Raw genomic sequence first — 16037 nt, forward strand, 5'->3', positions numbered from 1 at the left:
GCTCATTCGTCGTCGGGCCAGCGGATCGCCGCGGCCGGGGATGCCGTGGCTGCCGCCTTGGGCGGAAGCGCCGCCAGCACCTTCAGCGCATCGACGGTGGCCGCGACATCGTGCACGCGCACGATGCCCGCGCCACGCTGGACCGCAATCAGGTGCGCCGCCACCGAGCCATGGACGCGCTCGGCAGCCGCCTCGCGCCCGGTCAGTTCGCCGATGCTGCGCTTGCGCGACAGCCCGGCCAGGATCGGCAGCCCGAAGCCGGCGAAACGCTCCAGCTCGCCCAGCAACTGCAGGTTGTGCGCGGTGGTCTTGCCGAAACCGAAGCCCGGGTCGAGCACGAGCCGGCGCTTGTCGATCCCCGCCATCTCCGCGGCGAAGATCCGCTCGGCCAGGAAACGGTGCACCTCGGCGACCACGTCGTCGTAGTGGGGCGCCTGCTGCATCGAGCGCGGCTCGCCCTGCATGTGCATCAGCACCACCGGCACGCCCAGCTGCGCCGCCGCGTCGAGGGCGCCCGGCTCCCTCAGCGCGCGGATGTCGTTGATCATGCCCGCGCCGGCGGCGACCGCCGCGCGCATCACCTCCGGCTTGAAGGTGTCCACGCTGATCGGCACTTCGACCCGCGCGGCCAGGGCCTCGATCACCGGGACTACCCGGCGTAGTTCTTCCTCCACCCCGACCGGCTCGGCGCCGGGCCGGGTCGATTCGCCGCCGATGTCCAGGATCGCCGCGCCCTCCTCCACCAGCCGCAGCCCGTGCGCGATGGCGGCGTCCAGGGTGTCGTGGCGCCCGCCGTCGGAAAACGAATCCGGCGTCACGTTGACGATGCCCATCACCTGCGGGCGGTCCAGCGCGAGCGGGCGCCCGCCGCAATCCAGCGTCGGCCGGGTATCGAACATCACTTGTCCTTCTTCTGCGTACGGACGACCTTGATCACGCTCAACAGGCAGCCCAGCGCGATGCCCACGCCGGTGCCGAGCGGGATGTTGTCGGTCAACAGCCCCAGCGTCGCGCCCACGCAGGTGGCGATGACGATTTCCAGCGTGTACGACGGGGTTTCCGTGGATGGCGGCGACATGGCGACCTCGCGATGCATGGACCGGCATTTTCGCCGACCTGCGCGCGAATGCCCAATGCCCTCAAAAGCGAAGGGCGCGCAGCTGCCTGCGCGCCCTCCCGTTCATGGCGACCGGCCGGATCAGGTCTGCTCGGCCGGCCCCGCGATCGGCGGCAGCGGCCGCGGCGATCCCTTGTCGTTGCCGTCCTTGCCGGACTTGCCCCAGCCCGCCGGCGGCGGCGGCTCGCGGCCTTCCATGATCGCGTCGATCTGCGGCGCATCGATGGTCTCGTACTGCAGCAGCAGCTGGGACATCGAATGCAGCTTGTCCAGGTTCTCGGTCAGGATCTGCTTGGTGCGGGCGTAGGCCTTGTCCAGGATCGAACGCACCACCTCGTCGATCTTGCGCGCGGTCTCGTCGGAGACGTTCTTGTGCTGGGTCACCGAGCGGCCCAGGAACACCTCGTCCTCCTGCTCGCCGTAGGCGACCGGGCCCAGTTCGTCGGACAGGCCCCACTTGGTGACCATGTTGCGCGCCATCTTGGTCGCGCGCTCGATGTCGTTGGAGGCGCCCGTGGTGACCTTGTCCTCGCCGAAGATCAGTTCCTCGGCCACGCGGCCGCCGTACAGCGAGCACAGCTGCGATTCGATCGCCACGCGGTTCATCGAGTACTTGTCGCCTTCCGGCAGGTACATCGTCACGCCCAGCGCGCGGCCGCGCGGGATGATCGTGACCTTGTAGACCGGATCGTGCTCGGGCACCAGGCGGCCGACGATGGCGTGGCCGGCCTCGTGATAGGCGGTGAGGGTCTTCTCCTCCTCGCTCATCGCCATCGAGCGCCGCTCCGCGCCCATCAGGATCTTGTCGCGGGCACGGTCGAAGTGGTCCATGCGGACCTCCTTCTCGTTGCCGCGCGCGGCGAACAGCGCAGCCTCGTTGCAGAGGTTGGCCAGGTCCGCGCCGGAGAAGCCCGGGGTACCGCGCGCGATCACCAGCGGCTCGACGTCGTCGGCCAGCGGCAGCTTGCGCATGTGCACGCGCAGGATCTGCTCGCGGCCCTTCACGTCCGGCAGGCCGACCACCACCTGGCGGTCGAAGCGGCCCGGGCGCAGCAGCGCCGGGTCCAGCACGTCCGGACGGTTGGTCGCGGCGATCACGATCACGCCCTCGCCGCCCTCGAAGCCGTCCATCTCGACCAGCAACTGGTTCAGGGTCTGCTCACGCTCGTCGTGGCCGCCGCCCAGGCCGGCGCCGCGGTGGCGGCCGACCGCATCGATCTCGTCGATGAAGATGATGCACGGGGCATGCTTCTTGGCCTGCTCGAACATGTCGCGCACGCGGCTGGCGCCGACGCCGACGAACATCTCCACGAAGTCCGAGCCGGAGATCGAGAAGAACGGCACCTTGGCCTCGCCGGCGATCGCCTTGGCCAGCAGGGTCTTGCCGGTACCGGGCGGGCCGACCATCAGCACGCCGCGCGGGATCTTGCCGCCCAGCTTGGTGAACTTGGTGGGGTCGCGCAGGAAGTCGACCAGTTCGCCCACCTCCTCCTTGGCCTCGTCGCAGCCGGCCACGTCGGCGAAGGTGACCTTGATCTGGTCCTCGCCCTGCAGCTTGGCGCGCGACTTGCCGAACGACATCGCGCCCTTGGCGCCGCCGCCGCCGCCCTGCATCTGGCGCATGATGAACAGCCAGAAGCCGATGATCAGGATGACCGGCAGGAAGTTCAGCACGATCGACCAGAAGCTCGGGCCGCTGGCCGGCTTGGCGCGGGTCATCTCGACCTTCTTGGCGTACAGCACATCGACCAGCTTGTCGTCGCGGGGGCCGTAGACGATCCCTTCGCTGCCGTCGCTGCGCTTGAAACGGATGGCGTTGACCGCGAAGCCGCTCTCGTCGGTGAAGTCCACCGACTTGATCCGGCCGCTGTCCACGTCCTCCAGGAACTGGGTATAGCTGATCGAGTCGCTGCCGGCCCCGGCCGCCATCCGCGGCGAGAAGCTCTGGAACACCACCATCAGCACGACGGCGACGACCACCCATAGCAGCAGATTCTTGGTCAAGTCGTTCATCCTCATTGGCTCCGGTGTCCCTCTCGCTCGTTACTCTATTGGTTCTTGGGGCAGCTTACTTGATCTGGGCACGCTTGCCCTGGCCAAGGGCATAAACCTCGGGTGAACGCTTGCGCGACGCCTGGGGCTTGCGGATGGACACCTTGTCGTAGCGCCGGCGCAGCTCGCGGACGTAGTCGTCGAACCCGACGCCCTGGAACAGCTTGATCAGGAACGCCCCGCCCGGCTTCAGGTGGTTGTCGGCGAAATCCATCGCCAATTCAGCCAAGTGCATCATCCGCGGCTGGTCGACCGCATCCATACCGCTCTTATTGGGGGCCATGTCCGACAGCACAAGGTCCACCGGCTCGCCGCCGAGCATTTCCTCGAAACGGGCCAGGACCGCCTCCTCCCTGAAGTCGCCGTGCAGGAACTCCACGCCGGCCAGCGGCGGCATGTCCAGGATGTCCAGCGCCAGCACCCGGCCGCGATCGCCCATCTGCTTGCGGACCTGCTGCGACCACCCGCCCGGCGCCGCACCGAGGTCGACGACCACCATGTCCGGCTTCAGCAGGCGATCCCGCTCCAGCAGCTCCTCCAGCTTGTAGGCCGCGCGCGAACGCATGCCTTCGGCCTGGGCCTTCTTCACGAAGGGGTCGGAGAAATGTTCCTTGAGCCAACGCTGGCTGCTCTTGCTGCGGGACATCGGGCTGGGGGACCTGAGGGGGCGTCATGATACCCTGAACCCCCTTGGCTTCCCTTTCTCCTGCATGTCCATCGCTCTCACCCCCGCCCAGACCCGTTTCCTGCGCGGCCAGGCCCACGACCTCAAGGCGCTGCTCCAGACCGGAGGCAAGGGGGTCACGCCCGCGTTCCTGGCGGAGCTGGACGAGGTGCTGGAGCGGCACGAGCTGGTGAAGGTGAAGGTCGGCGCGGACGATCGCGAGGTACGCGATGCCATGATCGCCGACATCGTCGGGCAGACCGGCAGCGCGCTGGTCCAGCGGATCGGGCATACCGCGATCCTCTACCGGCCCAGCAAGGAAAAGCGCCAGATCGTCCTGCCGCGCGCCTGAGTGGTTCCATGCAACTGAACCAGGAACATCCCGACTACACCTACGCGCTGCGCTCGGCCGATGGCGTCCAGGCCAAGGTCAACGAGCAGGTCCTGCGGCGGAGCTTCCTGCTGACCCCCGAGAAACTGGTCGAGGCCTGGCCGGTGGCCGCGCTCGACCAGCTCACCGCCGCGCACATGCGACCGGTGCTGGAGCTGGCGCCCGCGCTGGTGTTGCTGGGCACGGGTGAAAGCCAGGGCTTCCCGCCGCCGGAAGTGATGGCGGCTTGCCTGACCCGCGGCATCGGCATCGAGGCGATGACCAACGCCGCCGCCGCCCGCACCTACAACGTGCTCGCCAGCGAGGGCCGCAAGGTGGCGCTGGCGATGATCCTGCCCGGCTGAGCGGCGGCTCGGGCGCGGGGAGCGGCTCGGGGACGCGCCCTGCCGGGCCTGACTGACGCGACCTGATGCTTTTTTGCGGTCTTTCGGGCTTTCTGTGGGAGGGACTTCAGTCCCGACAGCAGGCCAGCAAAGCCCGTCGGGACTGAAGTCCCTCCCACAGCGACACTCGATCCGGGGCGGGCTTGCCGCTGGCCCGGGTCCGGATCCCCGGCCCCGAGCCCCGGCTTCATCGAAGCCCTTCCCACCACGGCAATCGACCCGGAGCAGGCCCGTCGCTGTCCCGGAACCCGGGCCCCGGCTTGAGCTACTTCTTCGGCAGATAAGGTGGCGCTGGCGATGATCCTGTCCGGCTGAGCGGCGGCTCGGGCGCGGGGGAGCGGCTCGGGGACGCGTCTTGCCCGGGCCTGACTGACGCGACCCGATGCTTTTTTGCGGTCTTTCGGGCTTTCTGTGGGAGGGACTTCAGTCCCGACAGCAGGCCAGTAAAGCCCGTCGGGACTGAAGTCCCTCCCACAACGACACTCGATCCGGGGCCGGCTTGTCGCTTTTCCGCCCCCTGGGTCCCCGGTCCCGGCTACTTCTTCGGCAGATACAGCAAGGGATCGACCGGCTTGCCGTTGTAGCGGATCTCGAAGTGCAGCATGTCGCGCGAGGCGCCGCTACGGCCCATTTCGGCGATCTGTTGCCCGGCCTTGACGCTCTGGCCCTCGTTGACCAGGCGCTTGCGGTTGTGGCCATAGGCCGACAGCCACTGCTCGTTGTGCTTGATGATGATCAGCTCGCCATAGCCGACCAGGCCGTTGCCGGAATAGACCACCACGCCATCGGCGGCCGCCCGCACCGCCTGCCCGCTCGCGCCGGCGATGTCCACGCCCTGCTTGGTGGTTTCGCCCTGGACGAAACTGCCCACCACGACGCCGTCGGCCGGCCAGCGCCAGCTGAAACCGCTGCTGGGCGGAGCGGCCACCGGCGCCGCCGGGCGTTGCGTGGCCGCGTCCGTGGAGGACGATGCCGTCGAAGGCTTGGGCGCGGCGGTGCCGGCGCCCGGCGGATACAGCCGCAGCGTCTGCCCGGGATAGATCGTGTCAGGCGAGGACAGGTTGTTCCAGGCGCTGAGGTCCTGCGGCGTGATGCCGGTGCGGCGCGAGATGGCGTACAGCGTGTCGCCGCGCTGCACCGTCACGACGGCCCCCGGCTTGGCGACGGAGGTCCTCGGCGCGCTCGACGCGGCCGCGCTCCCCGCCGAAGGCGAACGCACCACCGTGGCGCTGCTGCAGGCCGCCAGCGCGCCCACCAGCAGGAGCGATGCCCCGTGCCGACCGATATCCATGCCCAGCTTCTGTTTCATCCGAACTTAGCCCTCCATACCAACCAGCCCGCCAGGCCCAGCAGGACCACGCTTGCGATCCATCCCAGCGGCTCGATCCAACGATGCAGCGCCGCCTCCGCGCGCGCGCCGCCCAGCCGGATCGCGCCGGCCACCAGATATACCCGCTTGCCGCGCCCGACGAACATGCTCGCCAGGAACGGCAGCATCGGCACGCCGACCACGCCGGAGGCCCAGGTGAAGATCTTCAGCGGGATCGGGGTGAAGCCCACCAGCACCAGCAGCCAGAACGCCCGCCAGGGCGATTCGGCGACCACTGCGCGCAGGTGCGCCACCTGCTCGTCGATCTTGGCGCTCCATCCCAGCCATTCGATCAGCGGCTGCAGCGCGGCGAAGGCGAAATGCCCGAGCAGGTAGCCGACCACGGCTCCCCCCAGGGAACCGGCCAGGCTCACCGTGGCGAACCAGAGCGCGCGCCGCGGCTGCGCCAGCGACATCGGCGCCAGCATCACCTCGGGGGGAACCGGGAAAATGAACCCTTCCAGAAAGCTCAGCCCGCCCAGCAGGGTCGGCGCACGGCGATGGCGAGACCAGCGTATGGCCAGGTCGTACAGCGGCCCGAATATCTTCATCAAGGATTCTCGTGGATTCAGTCCAGCATGCCCGACAGCAACGGCACGAACGTGACCGGCGCCAGAACCTGCTGCTCGATACTACCGTCCTGGCCGCGACTGAGCTGGACCAGCGACTGGGTGCCGGCACCGCCGACCGGCGCCACCAGGCGCCCTCCCGGGGCGAGCTGCTCGACCAGCGCGTCCACCAGCGCGGGCGCCGCCGCGGTGACCACGATCGCATCGTAGGGACCGTGCTCCGGCCAGCCGATGCGGCCGTCGTCATGCTTGCTGCGCACGTTCATGCCGAGGTGCCGGAACCGCTTGCGCGCCTGGCGCAACAGGTCGCCGATCCGCTCGACCGTATAGACCTCCAGGCCCAGCGCCGCCAGGATCGCGCCCTGGTAGCCCGAACCCGTGCCGACTTCCAGCACCTTCTTGGGCGCCACCTCCAGCACCGCCTCGGTCATGCGGGCCACCACCCAGGGCTGCGAGATGGTCTGGCCATGGCCGATCGGCAGCGCGGTGTCCTCGTACGCACGCGAGGCCAGCGCCTCGTCGATGAACAGGTGGCGCGGCACGATCCGCACGGCGTTGAGCACGCTCTCGTCGCGGATGCCGGCCTCGCGCAGGCGCTCGACCAGGCGGTCGCGCACGCGCTGCGAGGTCATGCCGATGCCGACCGCGGCCGGCTGCAGGCGCAACCGCGGGGTCATGCCGGCTCGTCCAGGGCTGCCGTCAGGCCGCCGACCCAGCTCGCCACCTTCTCCAGCGCCTGGTAGCGGGTGAGGTCGACCTGGATCGGAGTGATCGAGATGTGGCCCGTGCGCACCGCATGGAAGTCGGTGCCCGGCCCGGCGTCCTGCTCGGGTCCGGCCGGGCCGATCCAGTAGACGGTGCGCCCGCGCGGATCGCTCTGCGGGATGCACGGCTCGGAGCGGTGCCGGTTGCCGAGCCGGGTCACCTGGAAGCCGCGCACCTCGTGCCACGGCAGGTCCGGCACGTTGACGTTGAGGATGGTGTCGGCCGGAAGCGGGTCGGCCTTGAGCCGCTTGACGATCTCCACCGCGGCGCGCGCCGCGGTGCGGTAGTGGTGCGCCTCGTGGTTGCGGGTGACCAGCGACACGGCGACGGCGGGCAGCCCGAGGAAGCGCCCTTCCATCGCGGCCGACACGGTGCCGGAATAGATCACGTCGTCGCCGAGGTTGGCGGAATTGTTGATGCCCGACACCACGATGTCCGGCTCGTACTCCAGCATGCCGGTCAGCGCCAGGTGCACGCAGTCGGTCGGGGTGCCGGCGACGCTGCAGGTGTAGTGGTCGATCCGCTTGGTACGGATCGGCAGGTCCAGGGTGAGCGAATTGCTGGCACCGGAACGGTCGCGATCGGGAGCGACCACGGTCACCTCATGGCCGGCACCGCGCAGCTCCTCGGCGAGGATGTTGATGCCGGGGGCGTCGACGCCGTCGTCGTTGCTTACGAGTACTCGCATGGGACTCCTCGGAAAACCGCCCCATGATACCGGATGCGGTCCGCGCGAACCGGTACGGTTGCACGCCGCATGGGCAGCGCTACCCTGTGCGCATGTCGCATCCCGAAGACGAAGACGACGCCGCGCTGTTCCGCGCCGCCGTCGGCAAAGTGAAGCCGATCCGCGCCCCGGCCGCGGCCGCCGGCGACAGGCCCAAGCCCCGCCCGCGCGCGCGCATGGCCGAACGCGACGAGGCCGAGGCGCTCGGCGAGTTCGCCAGGATGCTGCGCGACGCCACGCCCCTGGAAGCCGGCGACACCGCCAGCTATCGACGCGACCACGTGCCGCCGCGCGTGTTCCAGCGGCTCAAGCGCGGCCAGTTCTCGGTGCAGGACGAGCTGGACCTGCACGGCGCCACCGCCGCGCAGGCGGAATCGATGCTGCGGCAGTTCCTGGCCGAGGCGCATGCGCACGAGTACGGCTGCGTGCGGGTCATCCATGGCAAGGGCCTGCAGTCCGACAGCGGCGCGCCGGTGCTCAAGAACCTGGTCGACCGGATGCTGCGCCAGCGCAACGACGTGCTCGCCTTCCACTCCGCGCCGCCCGCCCAGGGCGGCACCGGTGCGGTACTGGTGCTGCTGGCGCCCTAGGGCGTCACGGCCGGTCGGCTACGTCGCCCAGTTCGTGCAGCAGCGCGGTGGCGTAGCTGCCGGGCGGCAGCGAGAACGCCAGTTCCAGCGTCCCGGCATCCTGCCAGGTCCATGCCAGGTCGGATACCGGCAGGCGCAGGGAGCGCCGCTCCTGCTTCAGGCCGGCCTGTTCGAGGCCTTGTCGCAGCCGCAGCGCGACCTCGTCGCCGAGCGCCGCCAGTTCGGCCTCGGCGCAGGCCGCCGCCGTGCGCAACGGCCCCTCGCCCCACAGCGGGCCGGTCGGGTGGATGTCGAACGCGGCCAGGCGCTGCGCCAGCGCCTCGCTCCACGGCTCGGGGCCGAACACGCTGCGGCTGCCGGCCAGCATCCACACCTCGCCCTCCAGGCCGGTGTCCCAATCGGCCCGCTCGACCCGCCGCGCCAGTACCCGGTTGAACAGCTCCGAGCGCGCGGCCGACAGCAGGATAGAACGCTGCTCGCGCTTGACCTTGCGCCCCTGGAACATCGCCAGCGCCTGCGCCACGTTGCCGCCGCCGCGCCCGAACCGCTGCTCGCCGAACCAGTTGGGAATGCCCCGCGAGGCGATCCGCGCGAGCCTGGCATCGATCGGCGCGGGCTCGCCCTGCACCTGCCGCAGGACCAGCGTGAAGCGATTGCCGGCAAGCGCGCCGCGCGGGAGCTTGCGGTTGTGCCAGGCATGGTGGCGGACCTTCAGGTCTTCGTCCTGCAGCGCGTCGAGATCGGGCGCGACCCGCTTCGGCAGGTGCACGCTGAAGCGCTGGGTGGTGACCGCATGGCGATCCTTCAGGCCGGCATAGCCGATCCCGACCTCGCCGATCCCCGCCCACTTGGCCAGGCGGCGCGCGACCTCGGCGGTATTGAGTCCGCGCTTCTCCAAGGCCAGCAGCAGGTGCTCGCCCTCGCCGTGCGGCTCGAACGCATCGATCTCGTCGACCCTGAAATCCTCGGGTCGGCTGCGCATCGCGGCGCTCAGCACGGCCGGGCCGTGGGCGCGCGGAAGAATGGAAGTGTCGGTCATGGCCCTTGGTTTCCGGTCGGTGCTCGGGTACCCGGCTTCGGTCGTACCCTCATCCGGCGCTTCGCGCCGCCTTCTCCTTGCGGGAGAAGGGAAAATTCACGCGCGCACCAGCAGCACCACCGCCTGCGCGGCGATGCCCTCGCCGCGCCCGGTGAACCCCAGCTTCTCGCTGGTGGTGGCCTTGACGCTGACGCAGTCGAGGTCGATGCCGAGCGCCCCGGCGATCCGCTCGCGCATGGCCGCGGCATGCGGCCCGACCTTCGGCCGCTCGCAGACCACCGTCACGTCCGCGTTGCCGACCTTCCAGCCGCGCTCCCGCGCCAACCGTTCGCAGTGGTGGACGAACGCGATGCTGTCCGCGCCCTTCCAGCGATCGTCGGAAGGCGGGAAGTGCTGCCCGATGTCGCCCAGCGCCAGCGCGCCCAGCATCGCATCGCACAGCGCATGCAGCACGACGTCGCCGTCGCTGTGGGCGAGCACGCCCTGGCCGTGCGGAACGCGCACGCCGCCGAGCATGACGTGGTCGCCCTCGCCGAAGGCGTGCACGTCGTAGCCCTGGCCGATGCGGAAATTCAACGCGCTCATGATGCTCCCTGTCGGAAAAGCGGCGACGGGATCAGCCGCCGCGCCGGGAAAGTTCGAATTCGAAACGGGCCAGGTCGGCCGGCGTGGTCACCTTGAAGTTGCCTTCGGCGCCCTCGACCAGTAGCGGGCGCAATCCAAGCCGCTCCATGGCCATCGCCTCGTCGGTGACCTGGATGCCCGACGCGGCGGCGTCCTGCAAGGCCCGCACCAACTGGTGGCGGCGGAACAGCTGCGGCGTGAACGCCCGCCACAGGCGCTCGCGCGGTTCGGTGGCATCGATGCCGCCGTCGTCGCCGGAACGCTTGAGGGTATCGCGCACCGGCGCCGCCAGGATCGCCCCGACCGGATCGCCGCGGCCGGTTTCGAGCAGCCGGTCCAGGTCCTCGATCGCGAGATTGGGCCGCGCGGCATCGTGCACGAGCACGAAATCGTCGGCGCGCACGCTGTCCGGCAACGCCAACAATCCCGCCAGCACCGAATCGGCGCGGTTGGCGCCGCCGAGGCAGGTCAGCACCGGCTTGCCGGCGACCTCGGTCCAGCCCGGCCAGTCGGCGTCGCCGTCGGAAATCGCCACCATCAGCCCGGCCACCGCCGGGTGCGCCGCCAGCGCCTCGAGCGCATGCGCGATCAGCGGCTTGCCGGCCGCCATCAGGTATTGCTTGGGCACCGGGCCGCCGAAGCGCGTGCCGCGACCGGCGGCCGGGACCACGGCCCACACCGACGTCCTCATGGCTGTTCGCCCTGGGCGTGTTCGGCGTCGTTCGCCGGACGGGGCTGGACCGGCGCGGCGACCGGCGCGTTCTCGACCACGCGATAGAACTTCTCGCCCGGCTTGATCATGCCCAGCTCGCTGCGCGCGCGCTCCTCGATCGCGGCCTCGCCTTCCTTGAGGTCCTTCACCTCGGCGGCCAGCGCCGCATTGCGCTGGCGCAGGCCCTCGTTGTCGCGCTTCTGGTGGGCGACCTGGGCCTCCAGCATCATCACTTCGCCGGAGTTGCCCGTGCCGAACCAGAAGCGGTACTGCAGCCAGGCCAGCAGTACCGCCAGCACCAGCAGCAGCCAGCGCCAGTTGCGCACGGCTCAGCGCTTGAGCGAGACGAACGCGCCGCGGCCGGCGTAGCGCGCCTGGCCGCCCAGCGCTTCCTCGATGCGCAGCAGCTGGTTGTACTTGGCGACGCGGTCGCTGCGGCACAGCGAGCCGGTCTTGATCTGGGTCGCCGTGGTCGCCACCGCGATGTCGGCGATGGTGGTGTCCTCGGTCTCGCCGGAACGGTGCGAGACGATCGCCGCGTACTTGGCGTTGTGCGCCATCGCGATCGCTTCCAGCGTCTCGGTCAGCGTGCCGATCTGGTTGACCTTGATCAGGATCGCGTTGGCGGTGCCCGACTCGATGCCTTCCTTGAAGATCTTCGGGTTGGTCACGAACAGGTCGTCGCCGACCAGCTGCACCTTGCCGCCGATGCGGTCGGTCAGCAGCTTCCAGCCGGCCCAGTCGTTCTCGGCCAGGCCGTCCTCGATGCTGATGATCGGGTACTGGGCGACCCAGTCGGCCAGGAAGTCGACGAACTGCTCGCTGGTCAGGCGCTTGTTCTCGCCGACCAGGTTGTACTTGCCGTTCTCGTAGAACTCGCTGGAGGCCACGTCCAGGCCCAGCAGCACGTCCTCGCCGGCGGTGTAGCCGGCCTTGCCGATCGCTTCCAGGATCGTGTCCAGCGCCTCGACGTTGCTGCGGAAGTCGGGCGCGAAGCCGCCCTCGTCGCCGACCGCCGTGCTCAGGCCGTGGCCCTTCAGCACCGACTTCAGCGAGTGGAAGATCTCGGTGCCGGCGCGCAGCGCCTCGGAGAACGAGGCGAAGCCGACCGGCAGCACCATGAACTCCTGGAAGTCGACGTTGTTGTCGGCGTGCGCGCCGCCGTTGATGATGTTCATCATCGGCACCGGCAGCGACACGTCGGACTCGGTGATCGTCGACAGGTACTGCCACAGCGGCTGCTTCTTCGACGCGGCCATCGCGTGCGCGGCGGCAAGCGAGACGCCGAGCAGCGCATTGGCGCCCAGGCGCCCCTTGTTCTCGGTGCCGTCCAGGTCGATCAGGCGGCGGTCCAGCCCCTGCTGGTCGGCGGCGTCGAAGCCCTTCAGCGCCGAGGCGATCGCGCCGTTGACGTTCTCGACCGCCTTGCGCACGCCCTTGCCCAGGTAACGGGTCTTGTCGCCGTCGCGCAGCTCGACGGCCTCCTTGGTACCGGTCGAGGCGCCGGACGGCACCGCGGCGCGGCCGAACGAACCATCTTCCAGCGTGACTTCCGCTTCCAGGGTGGGATTGCCGCGGCTGTCGAGGATCTCGCGGGCGTGGATCTTGGCGATGTTGGTCATAGGTCCGATCGGTTGCCAGAAAAGGGGGGAACGCCGAAACGCCCGCGATTATCGCCGCGGTGCGCGCCATTGCCAAATGCGCGTCCGCCGGCCGGCCATTCCCGCCGGGCATGGGAATGGACAAAGAAAAGGCCCGGAACTGGCGTTCCGGGCCTCGGTCCTGCATCGAGGTCCGCCTCGTTCAGGCGAACCGCTCGAAGCCGTGCTTCTTGGTGACCGCGTCCAGTTCCAGCAGGGTTTCCAGGAGCGCTTCCATCTTGTCCAGCGGCCACGCGTTGGGGCCGTCGGACAGGGCCTTGGACGGGTCGGGATGCGTTTCGGCGAACAGGCCGGAGATACCGACCGCCACCGCCGCCTTGGCCAGCACCGGCACGAACTCGCGCTGCCCGCCGGAACTGGTGCCCTGCCCGCCCGGCAACTGCACCGAGTGGGTGGCGTCGAACACCACCGGGCAACCGGTATCGCGCATCACCGCCAGCGAGCGCATGTCGCTGACCAGGTTGTTGTAGCCGAAGCTGGCGCCGCGCTCGCAGACCAGGATCTGCTCGTTGCCGGTCGACTTGGCCTTATCGACCACCGGCTTCATGTCCCACGGCGAGAGGAACTGGCCCTTCTTGATGTTGACCGGCTTGCCGGCGGAGCAGACGTTGCGGATGAAATCGGTCTGGCGCACCAGGAACGCCGGCGTCTGCAGCACGTCGACGACCGCGGCCACCTCGTTCATCGGGGTGTACTCGTGCACGTCGGTCAGCACCGGCACGCCGATCTGCTTCTTCACCGCGTCGAGCACCTTCAGGCCTTCTTCCAGGCCCGGGCCGCGGAAGCTGTTGCCCGAGGTACGGTTGGCCTTGTCGAAGCTGGACTTGAAGATGAAGTTCACGCCGAGCCTGGAGGTGATCTCCTTCAGCTTGCCGGCGGTATCCAGTTGCAGCTGCATCGACTCGATCACGCAGGGACCGGCGATCAGGAACAACGGCTGGTCGAGGCCTACTTCGAAACCACACAGTTTCATTGCGTCACCTGTTCTCATGGCCCCCTCTCCCGCCGGGAGAGGGGTTGGGACGAGGGTCCGGGGCGAAGCCCCTGCGGAGTCGGATACGCGAAGCTTCGCCCGTACCCTCATCCGCCCCTTCGGGGCACCTTCTCCCGAGGGAGAAGGCGTCAAAGCATCAAGCCCGCGCTTCCTTCAACAGCTTGCCGCCGGCCTTCTTCTCGCGCGCGGCGCGGATGAAGCCCACGAACAGCGCATGGCCATCGCGCGGCGTGGACAGGAACTCCGGGTGCGCCTGGCAGGCCAGGAACCACGGGTGCACCTCGCGCGGCAGCTCGATCATCTCCACCAGCGTGTCGTCCATCGACTTGGCGGCGATCACCAGGCCGGCGTCCTCCAGCTGGGTGCGGTAGCGGTTGTTGAACTCGTAGCGGTGGCGATGCCGCTCGGCCACCACGTCCTTGCCGTACAGCTCGCGCGCCAGCGTGCCCGGCTTGAGGCGCTGCTCCTGCAGGCCCAGGCGCATGGTGCCGCCCAGGTCGGACTTCTCGTCGCGGCGCTCGACCTCGCCGGTGGCGGTGCGCCACTCGGTGATCAGCCCGATCACCGGATTCGGCGACTGCCGGTCGTTCTCGGTGCTGTTGGCGTTCTCCAGCCCGGCGACGTGGCGGGCGTAATCCACCACCGCCGCCTGCATGCCGTAGCAGATGCCGAAATACGGCACCTTGTGCTCGCGCGCGTACTTGGAGGTCAGCACCTTGCCTTCGAAGCCGCGGTCGCCGAAGCCGCCCGGCACCAGGATGCCGTCGACGTCGCGCAGCAGCGCCATGTCGGTGCCTTCCAGGTCCTGCGCCTCGATCCACTTCAGGTTGACCTTGGTGCGCTGGCGCAGGCCGCCGTGCTTGAGCGCCTCGCCGACCGACTTGTAGGCGTCCTGGTGGTCGACGTACTTGCCGACCACCGCGATGTTGACCTCGTCGAGCGGGTGCTTGACCGCGTCCACCACCGCCGCCCACTCGGACAGGTCGGCCTGGCCGGCCTTGTTGCGCAGCTTGAACTGGTCGATGACGATCTCGTCCAGGCCCTGGCGATGCAGCTCCAGCGGCATGCCGTACAGCACGTCGATGTCGGCGCAGCTGATCACCGCGCGCTCGGACACGTTGGTGAACAGCGCGATCTTGCGCCGCTCGGAGTCGGGGATGGCCTGCTCGGACCGGCACAGCAGCACGTCCGGCTGGATGCCGATCGAACGCAGTTCCTTGACCGAGTGCTGGGTCGGCTTGGTCTTCAGTTCGCCGGCCGCGGCGATGTACGGCACCAGGGTCAGGTGCATGAACATCGCCTTCTCGGCGCCGCGTTCGGTGCGGACCTGGCGGATCGCCTCCAGGAACGGCAGCGACTCGATGTCGCCGACGGTGCCGCCGATCTCCACCAGCGCCACGTCGAAGCCCTCGGTGGCCTCGTCGATGCAGCGGCGGATCTCGTCGGTGATGTGCGGGATCACCTGCACGGTGGCGCCCAGGTAGTCGCCGCGGCGCTCCTTGCGGATCACGTTCTCGTAGATCCGGCCGGTGGTGACCGAGTTCTTGCGGCTCAGCCGGGTGCGCACGAAGCGCTCGTAGTGCCCCAGGTCCAGGTCGGTCTCGGCACCGTCGTCGGTGACGTAGACCTCGCCGTGCTGGAACGGGCTCATCGTGCCCGGATCGACGTTGATGTAGGGGTCCAGCTTCATCATCGTGACCTTCAGGCCACGCGCTTCGAGGATGGACGCGAGCGAAGCGGCCGCGATGCCCTTGCCAAGCGAGGACACGACGCCGCCGGTAACGAAAATAAGGGGGGTCATGGTCGGGGACTCCCGGAAAGCCATAGTTTAACGGTTGGAGCCGGGTTGCCCAAGCACCCCGGCCGGTGTCGACGAACGAAAAAGCCCGCGCGGGGCGCCGGCGCTCCCGCGGAGGACTCATAAAAACAAGGACGCCCCGGCCGGGGCCGGGGCGTCCACGAAACGACCTGCCGGGATCAGCGCGCGGGCTTTTCTTCCTCTTCCTCGACGCGGTTGCCGATCTTGCCTTCCTTCTCGGCCTTGGCCTTCTCCGCGGCGGCGGCGGCGCGGCGCTGGGCCTTGCGCTCGGCCTCGGTCTGGGCCTTCTGCTCGGCCTGCTTCTGCGCGGCCGCGCCCTCGTTCGCCTGCGGCTGCGGCGCGCTCTGCGCCAGCACGGCCGGCACGGCAGCGGTGGCCGCAAGGCCCGCCGCCAGCATCAGGACACTCTTGAGTTTCATCGTCGCACCTCCGTCTCGGTCGCCCCCGTACATGGGGGCGGCTACCCAGGAAATCCACGCCAGCCTAGCCGCCCCCGCCCCCATCGCCACTGAACGCGGGTCGCCGCGTGCAAAAAAACGGTCGAGACCGCACACTTGCGCG

At 69.2% G+C, this 16037-nt stretch carries 19 protein-coding genes; 3 read left to right on the forward strand and 16 right to left on the reverse strand.

Translation table 11 applies throughout. The features are described 5' to 3' along the window. Positions 1 to 2: 2 nt before the first annotated feature. The 4 genes from folP to rlmE all read right to left on the reverse strand — a co-directional run bounded on the left by folP (position 3) and on the right by rlmE (position 3815). Positions 3 to 899, reverse strand: a complete 897-nt coding sequence (gene folP / locus FD678_RS00215) for a dihydropteroate synthase (RefSeq protein WP_140718606.1) — start codon at positions 897 to 899, stop codon at positions 3 to 5. Continuing rightward, a complete protein-coding gene (locus FD678_RS00220; RefSeq protein ID WP_140718607.1) occupies positions 899 to 1078 on the reverse strand; it encodes a hypothetical protein in 180 nt (59 codons plus the stop codon). The genes folP and FD678_RS00220 overlap by 1 nt, the downstream gene beginning before the upstream one ends. A gap of 120 nt (positions 1079 to 1198) precedes the next feature. Beyond that, complete coding sequence (gene ftsH / locus FD678_RS00225; protein ID WP_177497466.1) at positions 1199 to 3130, reverse strand: ATP-dependent zinc metalloprotease FtsH; 1932 nt, start codon at positions 3128 to 3130, stop codon at positions 1199 to 1201. A 55-nt stretch (positions 3131 to 3185) separates the two neighbouring features. Beyond that, positions 3186 to 3815 (reverse strand): 23S rRNA (uridine(2552)-2'-O)-methyltransferase RlmE, encoded by a 630-nt coding sequence (gene rlmE / locus FD678_RS00230; RefSeq protein ID WP_140718609.1) that lies wholly within the window; start codon positions 3813 to 3815, stop codon positions 3186 to 3188. Between the two features lie 64 nt (positions 3816 to 3879). Between rlmE and yhbY the strand changes: the two genes are divergently transcribed. Further along, positions 3880 to 4185: a ribosome assembly RNA-binding protein YhbY gene (gene yhbY / locus FD678_RS00235; protein WP_140718610.1), complete on the forward strand. Its 306-nt coding sequence runs from the start codon at positions 3880 to 3882 to the stop codon at positions 4183 to 4185. Between the two features lie 8 nt (positions 4186 to 4193). Next, positions 4194 to 4568 (forward strand): Mth938-like domain-containing protein, encoded by a 375-nt coding sequence (locus FD678_RS00240; RefSeq protein ID WP_140718611.1) that lies wholly within the window; start codon positions 4194 to 4196, stop codon positions 4566 to 4568. 574 nt (positions 4569 to 5142) lie between these two features. On the opposite strand, the gene FD678_RS00245 is transcribed toward FD678_RS00240, so the two are convergent. From FD678_RS00245 to surE, 4 genes are read right to left on the reverse strand one after another with little or no spacing between them, the layout of a single operon-like run. After that, positions 5143 to 5916 carry a peptidoglycan DD-metalloendopeptidase family protein gene (locus tag FD678_RS00245; protein WP_218569397.1) on the reverse strand — a complete coding sequence of 258 codons (774 nt, stop codon included), beginning with the start codon at positions 5914 to 5916 and terminating at the stop codon, positions 5143 to 5145. Then, entirely contained in the window at positions 5913 to 6527 is a 615-nt protein-coding gene (locus tag FD678_RS00250) for a YqaA family protein (RefSeq protein WP_140718612.1), read from the reverse strand. Before FD678_RS00250 ends, FD678_RS00245 begins: the two co-directional genes overlap by 4 nt. A 17-nt stretch (positions 6528 to 6544) precedes the next feature. Continuing rightward, complete coding sequence (locus FD678_RS00255; RefSeq protein ID WP_140718613.1) at positions 6545 to 7222, reverse strand: protein-L-isoaspartate(D-aspartate) O-methyltransferase; 678 nt, start codon at positions 7220 to 7222, stop codon at positions 6545 to 6547. Further along, complete coding sequence (gene surE / locus FD678_RS00260; protein ID WP_140718614.1) at positions 7219 to 7998, reverse strand: 5'/3'-nucleotidase SurE; 780 nt, start codon at positions 7996 to 7998, stop codon at positions 7219 to 7221. The genes FD678_RS00255 and surE overlap by 4 nt, the downstream gene beginning before the upstream one ends. 92 nt (positions 7999 to 8090) lie before the next feature. Here surE and FD678_RS00265 point away from each other — a divergent pair, with 92 nt between their 5' ends. Beyond that, positions 8091 to 8627 (forward strand): Smr/MutS family protein, encoded by a 537-nt coding sequence (locus FD678_RS00265; RefSeq protein WP_140718615.1) that lies wholly within the window; start codon positions 8091 to 8093, stop codon positions 8625 to 8627. A 4-nt stretch (positions 8628 to 8631) separates the two neighbouring features. Here the strand turns inward: FD678_RS00265 and truD are convergent, their stop codons facing one another. The 8 genes from truD to FD678_RS00305 all read right to left on the reverse strand — a co-directional run bounded on the left by truD (position 8632) and on the right by FD678_RS00305 (position 15895). Continuing rightward, positions 8632 to 9666 carry a tRNA pseudouridine(13) synthase TruD gene (gene truD, locus FD678_RS00270; RefSeq protein WP_140718616.1) on the reverse strand — a complete coding sequence of 345 codons (1035 nt, stop codon included), beginning with the start codon at positions 9664 to 9666 and terminating at the stop codon, positions 8632 to 8634. 96 nt (positions 9667 to 9762) lie between these two features. Further along, positions 9763 to 10251, reverse strand: coding sequence for a 2-C-methyl-D-erythritol 2,4-cyclodiphosphate synthase (gene ispF / locus FD678_RS00275; protein WP_140718617.1), 489 nt, complete (start codon positions 10249 to 10251; stop codon positions 9763 to 9765). A gap of 31 nt (positions 10252 to 10282) precedes the next feature. Beyond that, complete coding sequence (ispD, locus tag FD678_RS00280; protein WP_140718618.1) at positions 10283 to 10981, reverse strand: 2-C-methyl-D-erythritol 4-phosphate cytidylyltransferase; 699 nt, start codon at positions 10979 to 10981, stop codon at positions 10283 to 10285. Continuing rightward, the gene (gene ftsB, locus FD678_RS00285; protein ID WP_140718619.1) at positions 10978 to 11328 is read right to left on the reverse strand and encodes a cell division protein FtsB; all 351 of its coding nucleotides are present in this window, start codon (positions 11326 to 11328) and stop codon (positions 10978 to 10980) included. The genes ispD and ftsB overlap by 4 nt, the downstream gene beginning before the upstream one ends. 3 nt (positions 11329 to 11331) lie before the next feature. After that, on the reverse strand, positions 11332 to 12624 hold the full coding sequence (eno, locus tag FD678_RS00290) for a phosphopyruvate hydratase (RefSeq protein WP_140718620.1): 1293 nt from the start codon (positions 12622 to 12624) through the stop codon (positions 11332 to 11334). Between the two features lie 181 nt (positions 12625 to 12805). Further along, on the reverse strand, positions 12806 to 13636 hold the full coding sequence (kdsA, locus tag FD678_RS00295; RefSeq protein ID WP_140718621.1) for a 3-deoxy-8-phosphooctulonate synthase: 831 nt from the start codon (positions 13634 to 13636) through the stop codon (positions 12806 to 12808). 157 nt (positions 13637 to 13793) lie between these two features. Beyond that, a complete protein-coding gene (locus FD678_RS00300) occupies positions 13794 to 15458 on the reverse strand; it encodes a CTP synthase (protein WP_140718622.1) in 1665 nt (554 codons plus the stop codon). A 176-nt stretch (positions 15459 to 15634) separates the two neighbouring features. Next, entirely contained in the window at positions 15635 to 15895 is a 261-nt protein-coding gene (locus FD678_RS00305; RefSeq protein ID WP_140718623.1) for a hypothetical protein, read from the reverse strand. Positions 15896 to 16037 lie beyond the last annotated feature (142 nt).

This window comes from Pseudomonas sp. Hp2, assembly GCF_006386585.1.
In the GTDB taxonomy this organism is placed as follows: domain Bacteria; phylum Pseudomonadota; class Gammaproteobacteria; order Xanthomonadales; family Xanthomonadaceae; genus Pseudomonas_S; species Pseudomonas_S boreopolis.

Coding starts and splice junctions, on each gene's coding strand:
- ispD (WP_140718618.1), bottom strand. CDS start 10,981: ATGAGGACGTCGGTGTGGGCCGTGGTCCCGGCCGCCGGTCGCGGCACG.
- FD678_RS00220 (WP_140718607.1), bottom strand. CDS start 1,078: ATGTCGCCGCCATCCACGGAAACCCCGTCGTACACGCTGGAAATCGTC.
- surE (WP_140718614.1), bottom strand. CDS start 7,998: ATGCGAGTACTCGTAAGCAACGACGACGGCGTCGACGCCCCCGGCATC.
- FD678_RS00255 (WP_140718613.1), bottom strand. CDS start 7,222: ATGACCCCGCGGTTGCGCCTGCAGCCGGCCGCGGTCGGCATCGGCATG.
- folP (WP_140718606.1), bottom strand. CDS start 899: ATGTTCGATACCCGGCCGACGCTGGATTGCGGCGGGCGCCCGCTCGCG.
- FD678_RS00300 (WP_140718622.1), bottom strand. CDS start 15,458: ATGACCCCCCTTATTTTCGTTACCGGCGGCGTCGTGTCCTCGCTTGGC.
- FD678_RS00250 (WP_140718612.1), bottom strand. CDS start 6,527: ATGAAGATATTCGGGCCGCTGTACGACCTGGCCATACGCTGGTCTCGC.
- ispF (WP_140718617.1), bottom strand. CDS start 10,251: ATGAGCGCGTTGAATTTCCGCATCGGCCAGGGCTACGACGTGCACGCC.
- kdsA (WP_140718621.1), bottom strand. CDS start 13,636: ATGAAACTGTGTGGTTTCGAAGTAGGCCTCGACCAGCCGTTGTTCCTG.
- eno (WP_140718620.1), bottom strand. CDS start 12,624: ATGACCAACATCGCCAAGATCCACGCCCGCGAGATCCTCGACAGCCGC.
- yhbY (WP_140718610.1), top strand. CDS start 3,880: ATGTCCATCGCTCTCACCCCCGCCCAGACCCGTTTCCTGCGCGGCCAG.
- rlmE (WP_140718609.1), bottom strand. CDS start 3,815: ATGTCCCGCAGCAAGAGCAGCCAGCGTTGGCTCAAGGAACATTTCTCC.
- FD678_RS00245 (WP_218569397.1), bottom strand. CDS start 5,916: ATGAAACAGAAGCTGGGCATGGATATCGGTCGGCACGGGGCATCGCTC.
- ftsH (WP_177497466.1), bottom strand. CDS start 3,130: ATGAACGACTTGACCAAGAATCTGCTGCTATGGGTGGTCGTCGCCGTC.
- truD (WP_140718616.1), bottom strand. CDS start 9,666: ATGACCGACACTTCCATTCTTCCGCGCGCCCACGGCCCGGCCGTGCTG.
- FD678_RS00305 (WP_140718623.1), bottom strand. CDS start 15,895: ATGAAACTCAAGAGTGTCCTGATGCTGGCGGCGGGCCTTGCGGCCACC.
- FD678_RS00265 (WP_140718615.1), top strand. CDS start 8,091: ATGTCGCATCCCGAAGACGAAGACGACGCCGCGCTGTTCCGCGCCGCC.
- FD678_RS00240 (WP_140718611.1), top strand. CDS start 4,194: ATGCAACTGAACCAGGAACATCCCGACTACACCTACGCGCTGCGCTCG.